Consider the following 8,316-nt stretch of genomic DNA (forward strand, 5'->3'; position numbering starts at 1 on the left):
TCGGTTGTGAATGTCACGCCTCTCAACTTTTAATTTTATTAATCTTGTTTTATCAAACGCTTAAGATTCAGCCTAGCCACGGGTTTTACCCCCCCTCATCATATTTTAACTAACTCATAAGTCTCCCATTAAGACGTTTGCAATCACTAAAAAAGAACGGCCAGCCGCCTTCCGGCGCTGACCGTTCCATCACGGGTCAACCTGCTAATCTTAACCCTGATTTTCAATTTGTTGAATCACGTAATTGACGACTTTCAGCGAACTCAACCCATCATTAATGGCACAGAACCGTTGGTAAAAGGCCATGAACTTTGCGTCATGACTCATATCCGGCGTCTGGAGCTTTTCACCGATTAAGGTCAACAGTTCCTTTTCGTTGTGAGCGATATCTCCCGGCAAGTCGTGCTCGTAGTCCAAGTAGAAGCCCCGCAGTTCGTCCTTGTACATGTGATAATCGTACGGGTAGAAGAGAATTGGGCGCTTCAAGTAGGCGTAGTCGAAGAACACGGACGAGTAGTCGGTGATCAGCATGTCACTGACCAAATACAGGTCGGAGATGCTGGGATGGTTCGACAGATCGTACACGAAGTCTTCATAACCACTGATGTCCAAGGCGTTGGAAATCAAGTAGTGCATCCGCAAGACCAGCACAGCGTCGTCACCGAAACGGGTCTTGAAGTCGTCTAAGGAGAACGGCAACTTGAAGGTGTACTTTCCCTTTTCGGCGAACTGATTATCCCGATAAGTCGGCGCGTACAAGACAACCTTCTTATCCAACGGAATCCCCATCTGTTGCTTCAACGCGACGATATCGTAGGCACTACTGTTGATGAGTTCGTCGTTGCGCGGATAACCGACTTTTAAAATCTGATTATTGAACCCAAAGGCCGACCGGAAGATCTGCGTTGAATAATCGTTGGGCGAAATCAACGCGTCCCACCGGTTAGCTTCGCGCACAAAGTTAGCGTGGTACTTAGTGGTCGTGGTTCCCGGCATCGAGACGTTTTCGATGTCCAATCCCAGCTTCTTCAAGGGGGTTCCGTGCCAGGTCTGAATGTAGGTCACGTAACCCGGCTTCTTGACCCAAGCGGGAAAGCGGGCGTTACTGATCCAGAAGGTCGCCTTTTCCAACGTCCGGACCCACTTGGCTGTCCGGCGAATGATGAACGGAATCCCATTTTGCTTACAGAAAGCTTTTTGCGAGCGGTCGATTGACCAAACGTACCGGAACCCCGGATAAAGCCGTTGGAACAGTTGGTAGATGGCATACGGTGAATCACTGACTTGTCGTCCACCGAAGCTTTCAAAAATCAACGTTGGTTCGTCGTAAGCCCGGTGACCGCGCTTAAAGAGCCGGCGCATGTACATCAGGTTGACCTTTTCCATCACGACACTGAAGAGGTGAGCCGCCCCACTGGCCTTACTTGGTAAGTGACCCAGGCGTTGGACCATGGTCGGCGCCGCCGTTTCTACGATGCGGATTCCGTTATTGAAGCGTTTTTCGATGATGACTAAGCGGTGCTGACTCGTGACGGCTTGGGTGACTTGTCCGGCTAGCGATTTGCCTAAAATCACCCGTTGTTCTAACTCTTCACCGTTGACCGTCGAGCGGATAAATAATTCCTGCTTGGTATCAGAGGCCAAGTCAGTCAACGGGATAATACCACTGAATAACCCGTGCAAGCCGAGCGTCGTAATCGGCCATTCGGCACTACTGTGATCCTGCACATTTTTGAGGACTAGGCGTTGATTGTCGATCCGCCGGTTGTTTAACCGGTTCGGTCCCGTAATCTGTAGTTGGTCATCCTGCAAGTTAATCGCGGTGATGGCAAACTCATCATCGGGCTGATTGGTGTGCAGGTTGAACAAGGCCATGCCGTTGGCATCACTGTTCAGTTGATAGAAGCTGGTCAACGACAATTGGTGCCGGTCACTGAGGTATTCGCTTTCAACTTGGACTAAGCCCCGGGTGTCTTCTTGTTGTAAGTTCAAGTAGAGTTCCCAACTAAAGTCACCCTGCTGACTCCCAGGAATCTGTAAGTCGTTAGCATCGACTTGGACTCGCACCACGCCAGAACTGACCACGGTCGTGACGGGCAGCGTCAGTGACGCCTGGGTCTGCTTCTCTAAGAAGGTGACCACCAGGTTGTCAAAGGGTTCCGGCACGTCGATCAATTCAAGTTCGAGTTCTTGTAGTTTCTTTTTATGATGTAATCCAGATAAAATCGCACGCACGATGGAAAAACTCCTTAGTAATTAAATATCAACTGACGGGGCATCCGGGGGGACAAGACGGCGTTCACCGCGAGGTCCACGTACAACCGCGTCTGGGGGGTCATCAACTGGTCTAAGACCGTTTGGTAGTAAGTAAAGACATCTCTATACCGGTTATAGGACGCGTAGACCAGCACACTGTAGTAATTTTCAGTGGTCGAAATCATTTCGGTATGGTCAACACTTTTGGCTAACGTGCGTTCCCGTTGCCGGTGTGACATGTTGTTCAACGCGGCCGCTTGCTTGGCATCACTGAATTCAGTCGCTAGCATTACGGAATCGGCCCCCAAGTTGTACACGTGTTCCACCGTTTGCTCGTGTCGTGTCAGACGTAAAATGGCTTCGCCACGTTGATTCAACAAGTAACTGGTCTGTACGACCCCATCCTGAATCTTAGCCACGCCCACCACGCGGCCGGTCAAATCGTACGTGTCCACTTGAATTAATTGGTCGTGGAGGTAATGCCGCAAGACCATGGGCGTCTGGTCGTCTAACTGGTGGAGCTCCGCACGTAAATGCCCGTGGTCCAGGTAACGCCGAATCTGGTCATGATCCGTAGTAAAGACCCGTTCGGTATAGGCCGTTAAGTCCGGTTGGTTACGTTCCTCTGCACTGAGCGCCAAGCCAGCGTCTTTGGCCGCCAGTTCCGCAATCGTCACGATGCGGACCCGGTGCACCCGCTCGTCGTTGCGCGCCAAGCGTTCGATAAACTGGCGCACCTCCCAAGCGGCGTCAAAATCCACTAGGGCCACCAACAACTTTACGGGGACGTTTTCCTGTAGGGCCGCGGTCAGTTGTCGGCTAAAATTTGGTTTATGTAACCCCTCTAACGAAGTCACGAGAAATATGATTTGCTGCACTGTTGTTCCCTCCGTTTACGCGCGTCAAGATGAAAAAATCCCTAGTCAGCGACTAAGGATTTTATGGTCATCGACTACTCTTCTTCCTTCCAGGCCTCGTCATCAGCTAAGCCCAAGTCGTGCTTGATCTTGGTCGTCGAGATGCCTTCAGTCCGAGGGAGGTAGATGACTTCGCAATAATCCTTTAAGAAGTCAAACTTGCCCTTCCAGTCGTCGCCCATCACAAAAATATCGATGTCGTTGTCTTGAACGTCGTGGATCTTTTGATCCCAGCTCTTCTCGGGAATCACGCGGTCCACGTAACGAATGGCCTCAAGAATGTATTTCCGGTCTTCATAAGATGTGTAAGCCCGCTTACCCTTTTCGGCATTGAATTCGTCAGAAGACAGGCAGACCGTTAAGTCATCACCCAACGCCTTGGCACGCTTCAATAACCGAATGTGGCCCTTGTGAAGTAAGTCGAACGTTCCGTACGTAATTACTTTTTTCATGTAGACTCTCCTACTTTATCTGGTAATTTCCCGACAAGCGCCGGGGACATTATAAAAATCCAATAACAAAGTAAATATTAGCATATTGAGCGGTGACGTCAACTTTTAACCGCAAACATTATTATTTCTTGAGATTCTCCTGACTTACTGGCCGCCGCTCCAACTGCCAAATACTATATAGATACTGCACCACGGTCTTGACCACCGCGTATAACGGAATGGCCAGAATCATCCCTAACAAACCGGCAATATTACCCGCCGCCAGTAAAATAATGATGATGGTCAGCGGATGAATCTTCAGGGTCCGCCCAATGATGTTGGGGTAGACCAAGTTGCCATCGATCTGCTGAACCACGACCACCACGATGATGACGTAGAGGACCAGGCTAGTACTGATGGTGAAAGCTACGATCAATGCCGGTAAAATTCCAATGTAAGGCCCCACGTAAGGAATCAGGTTGCACAACCCCGCAAAGACCCCGAGCAACAAGGCGTATTTCTCCCCCACTAACACGTAGCCGACTGCGGTGAAGATGCCGACAAACAGGCACTCTAGAATCTGACCACCGATGTAACGGGCAATCGTGGCGTTCATCCGGCTCAAGAGTTCCAGCGTCTGTTCGCCGTGCTTGGCCGGTAATAGCCGCCGAATCGCCGGCATAAACTTCTCGCCATCTTTTAACATATAAAACAGCATCACCGGCGCCGTCACGGCCGTAATGGTTACCGAAGTCACAGTGCCCACGATGGTCCCGATGCCCGTAGTCAACCCACTCATGAAGCTCTCGGCGTACTTGGCCAGCGAACTCTGCAGTTGCGTCAAATACTTCGCGACATCCACCTGCTGGAGCCACGGGTGTTGGACCGCCTGGCGGATGACGCTTTCACTGGCCTTAGCGAAGTCGGGGATGTTACCCACCAACGTGGTAATTTGCGAAACCAGCCGGGGTACCAACCAAGCGATGGCCCCCGCAAGAACGGCAGCCAGCCCCAAAAACACGATAGCGACCGCGGCGGTCCGGTTGAAGTGCAGGCGTTTGAACCGTACTCGCTCAAGCAGTTTGACGATAGGGTTCAACAAGTAAAATAAGATGCCAGAAATCAGTAACGGCGTAAAGATGGCCGATAAAAACACCCCAATCGGGGAAAACAGGAAGCTAATCTGGGTACAGACCCAAATCAACGTGGCCACCACTAATAACTCGACCGTCCAAAAGAATACACGTGATTTACTAAATTGGGGCATTGCCAAGCTCTCCTTTCGGCGTCCAACTTCAGGGGTTGAAAAGAGGCCGGGACGGTCATTGCTAACTGTCCCGGCCCCTTTTAATGGTTCGGAAGACAACTCATACCGATCGCCACCGTCAGTCCTAATGGGAACGTCGTAATAGCTCTTGATAACGTTGATACCACAAATCAACGTAGGCCTGTGAAAACGGCCCTTTTTGGTGATTGATCCAATCGACGAGCGTGAGTACGTTCGCCTTTAAGATGCGATCAGTCTCCTTACCGTAATGCCAACGTTGACTGAAGGTCTCGTATTCATCCACGTCGAGAAGTCGCTTCTCGCCGTCGGGAAAAACCTTCACGTCCAAATCATAATCGATATACTTCAACGCCTCTTTGTCCAGGACATACGGGGAAGCTAAATTACAATAATAGAATACCCCATTGTCCCGAATCATGGCGACGATGTTGAACCAATAATGCTTGTGAAAATAAACGATTGCGGGTTCACGAGTCACCCACCGTCGACCGTCGTCTTCGGTGACCAGAGTATGGTCGTTGACGCCGATCAAAACGTTTTCGCTTGTTTTGAGTACCATGGTGTCGCGCCAAGTTCGATGTAAACTTCCATCATGCTTGTAGCTTTTGATCGTAATGAAGTCGCCTTCCTTAGGTCCTCTAGCTTCGCGCGTCATGTTTATAACCCTACTTTCTAAGTAACGGGTAACTTTAAAAAATTCACTCAATATTATACCAGATTCGCCATTATTAATGAATACCTTTAGGCGATTGGACCGCGAAAGTTCTTGGGTTTTCGGTCGTACCCGTGTACACTTAATCTAAAAAAGAGGTTATCTCATGTCAAAATTACCCTTAAGTGCCTACGAACCCCGTATCCCCGAAGTCGCCGAACTCCTCGCCGACACCCCCGACTTACACGCGTTCTTTATGGCGCTGACGCCGGGTTATCAACGCGAGTGGGCTCGGTTCATCTTTGGCGTTAAAGCCGTAGCTACCCAACAACGTCACGTAACCGTCATGCGCACGGTCTTTAGCGCCGGCTACAAGTCCAAACGGGCTTATGATAGTCGGCCGAAAGGTTAGTCAATCACCAAACGACATCATAACCACCTAAAAAGGGACCCGGAGATTCATTTCTCCGAGTCCCTTTTGGCAACTCATCAGTCTATTTTCCCAATTGCCCCGCTTCCAACAGGTTCCAAATCTGAACTGCAGCAGTCTGAGCTAACTGGTTCGGCCGGTAATAATTCGTGAGGAGTACGACCCCATCTCGACCGTCCTTACTTAGCAACGCTGAGGCTTCATGCCCGTAAGCCAGGCCGTGAAGCCGGATATACCCCGGTTCAATGTAGGCGCCACCGCCGTAAGTCGACGCCGTCCCCGGCGTTAACAAGACGTTGACGTCGGCCTGTGGGTAGAGCTGGCCTTGCAACATATCTCGTTCCCCGACATATAAGTCATGGGCGGACATGTAGACCTGTCCCGTGCCAAATTGGTAATACTTCGAGGTCAACGATTCCCCGTACTGGTGCGCGTAAGTCGGCACCACGTCGTTAGCGTTGCCGTTGGTATAGCCATGAGCGTAATCGTGTTGCTGATCCATGTTGAACGTGAACCCGGTGTGGTGCAACCCGAAGGCCTGCGTGATGTTCGTGGTAAAGTACTGTCGATAACTCTGGCCGCTGACCTTTTGGATGATGCCCGCTAGTAACATGAAGTTGACTGGCGAGTAGTTCCATTGGCCAATCTTATCCGGGTCACTGACCACATTTTGTAAGATGAATTTTAGCATCTGTTTTTCGGACCGCACTCGGTTAGGGAAGGCCGTAAACGTTAATCCACTCTTCATATCCAACATATCACGTAACGTAATGGCGTCTCCCCCGTCAATCTGCGGGTAGTACTTGGCTAACTTATCACTCAACGCCAGCTTCTTTTCCGCCGCTAGCTTCATAATGAGTCCCGCCGTAAACGATTTCTGAACGGACGCCAATTGGTACTCCGTGTTCCGGCCGTTTTTTTGGTGCGTCCCGTAATTGGCGTAACCAAACCCTTTTTCATAAACGGTCTTGCCCTGCCGCACCACCAGTGCCGTCCCCACGAACCGGTTGGCCCGTAACACGGCATCGATTCGCCGGGTAGCCGCCGTATTCCGCGGCCGGGATGGGCGTTTCTTGGACGACGACTGGGCCTTGGATTGGACCTGACTCGATGACTGACTGCTACTACTACTGGTATTGACCACGGCCGGCTTGGTCTCAGCCTGGGTCTGGTTCTGATTATTCAACCAGAATACTAACCCCGCGCCTAACCCCACGGCCACTGCCAACGCTAACGCAAAAATCCCCATTTTGGCCTTCATTTCAGACTCCCCCTGTCCGCTTAATCCACTAAGCACTGCTTTTTGATTGATTGCTCAGCTGAAGCCCAACAACGCTGGTTGTCCCCCTGGGCTTCGGTTTTAAATATCGTTAATCCTCAGTTAGCGACGTCAACCAATGGTCAATTTCGTCCAAGCCAAACCCTTTGCGGTACAGAGCCTGCTTGGTTTTATACCGCCGCTCGCTAGCCGCAAGGGTCCGGTACTTACGCCACAATTTTTCGCCCTGCTTGGCCAATAACGCGGCCTGCTGGTCAGCGTCCGGTTTCAACGCCAACGCGGTGACCATCGCTTGGGCCTCATCACTGGCAAATCCCCGAGTGATCAAGCCCTGGCGAATCTTCTGTTCCTGGGTGTGAAAGGCTTGTCGCTGATAGCGTTTTGCCAGTTTCTGCGCCACCGCCGTCCCCACGGCTAGTCGCTGATCAGCTGAATAAAGCTGTAATGCATCGTCGATGGGCCGTTCGAGTACCCCTTTCTGGCGCAAATGCTGACGAATCACCCGCGGTCCCTTATCGCTAGTTCGTATCATCGTCCGCACGTAACTGGCCGCATAGTGTGCGTCATCGACCAACTTCAAATCTTCTAATCGTGCCAACGTCGCATCAATAACGGTCGGTTCAATGTCGAGATCGGCCAACTTGGTCCGGACTTCCTTCTCCGTCCGTAGCTGGTGAGACAGATAATCTAACGCGCGATTATAAGCCTTGGCCACATCATCGGCCGCGCTTAGCTGTGCTTCTAACTGCTGGTCAATCTCCATGCCCTTAAACAACCGAAACTCGACCAGCACACTCTCACTGACGGGAAACGCGTAGTGGCCGTCCACGTAAATATTGTACCGACCGGCTCGTTGCTGAGCCTGAATCATGGTAATTACCGCCAAATCCAAGTCACTCCTATCTCACTAATTCTAGCCCCCATTCTAACAGGTCTGCGGTTTTCTGGGGGACGAATTTACAATTGAAGTGCAACAAGTAAGAAAATAAAAATAGACTCCTAGCCTGAGTCCTGTAGAATGAAGTCACCATAACAATCATCTAAAGGAGTTCTTAGGCTATGA

The 8,316-nt window shown here is 50.8% G+C and carries 8 protein-coding genes; 1 reads left to right on the forward strand and 7 read right to left on the reverse strand.

Annotated features, from left to right (window positions below; translation table 11 throughout):
- Positions 1-210: 210 nt before the first annotated feature.
- The 5 genes from DXH47_RS09725 to ntdP form a co-directional block, all read right to left on the reverse strand.
- A complete protein-coding gene (locus tag DXH47_RS09725; RefSeq protein WP_129033139.1) occupies positions 211-2,235 on the reverse strand; it encodes a CDP-glycerol glycerophosphotransferase family protein in 2,025 nt (674 codons plus the stop codon).
- Between the two features lie 14 nt (positions 2,236-2,249).
- Complete coding sequence (locus DXH47_RS09730) at positions 2,250-3,134, reverse strand: hypothetical protein (protein WP_129033140.1); 885 nt, start codon at positions 3,132-3,134, stop codon at positions 2,250-2,252.
- A 74-nt stretch (positions 3,135-3,208) separates the two neighbouring features.
- Positions 3,209-3,625 carry a glycerol-3-phosphate cytidylyltransferase gene (tagD, locus tag DXH47_RS09735; protein WP_129033141.1) on the reverse strand — a complete coding sequence of 139 codons (417 nt, stop codon included), beginning with the start codon at positions 3,623-3,625 and terminating at the stop codon, positions 3,209-3,211.
- Positions 3,626-3,746: 121 nt separating this feature from the next.
- Positions 3,747-4,871, reverse strand: a complete 1,125-nt coding sequence (locus tag DXH47_RS09740; RefSeq protein WP_129033142.1) for an AI-2E family transporter — start codon at positions 4,869-4,871, stop codon at positions 3,747-3,749.
- 124 nt (positions 4,872-4,995) lie between these two features.
- On the reverse strand, positions 4,996-5,547 hold the full coding sequence (ntdP, locus tag DXH47_RS09745) for a nucleoside tri-diphosphate phosphatase (protein ID WP_129033143.1): 552 nt from the start codon (positions 5,545-5,547) through the stop codon (positions 4,996-4,998).
- Between the two features lie 163 nt (positions 5,548-5,710).
- On the opposite strand from ntdP, the gene DXH47_RS09750 reads away from it, so the two are divergent.
- Entirely contained in the window at positions 5,711-5,956 is a 246-nt protein-coding gene (locus DXH47_RS09750; RefSeq protein ID WP_129033144.1) for a YdeI/OmpD-associated family protein, read from the forward strand.
- A gap of 82 nt (positions 5,957-6,038) precedes the next feature.
- Here DXH47_RS09750 and DXH47_RS09755 read toward each other — a convergent pair whose 3' ends face one another.
- Positions 6,039-7,235: a serine hydrolase domain-containing protein gene (locus tag DXH47_RS09755; protein ID WP_129033145.1), complete on the reverse strand. Its 1,197-nt coding sequence runs from the start codon at positions 7,233-7,235 to the stop codon at positions 6,039-6,041.
- Positions 7,236-7,344: 109 nt separating this feature from the next.
- On the reverse strand, positions 7,345-8,124 hold the full coding sequence (gene recX / locus DXH47_RS09760) for a recombination regulator RecX (protein WP_170955001.1): 780 nt from the start codon (positions 8,122-8,124) through the stop codon (positions 7,345-7,347).
- Positions 8,125-8,316 lie beyond the last annotated feature (192 nt).

The sequence above is a fragment of the Levilactobacillus suantsaii genome (genome assembly GCF_004115745.1).
Lineage (GTDB): Bacteria > Bacillota > Bacilli > Lactobacillales > Lactobacillaceae > Levilactobacillus > Levilactobacillus suantsaii.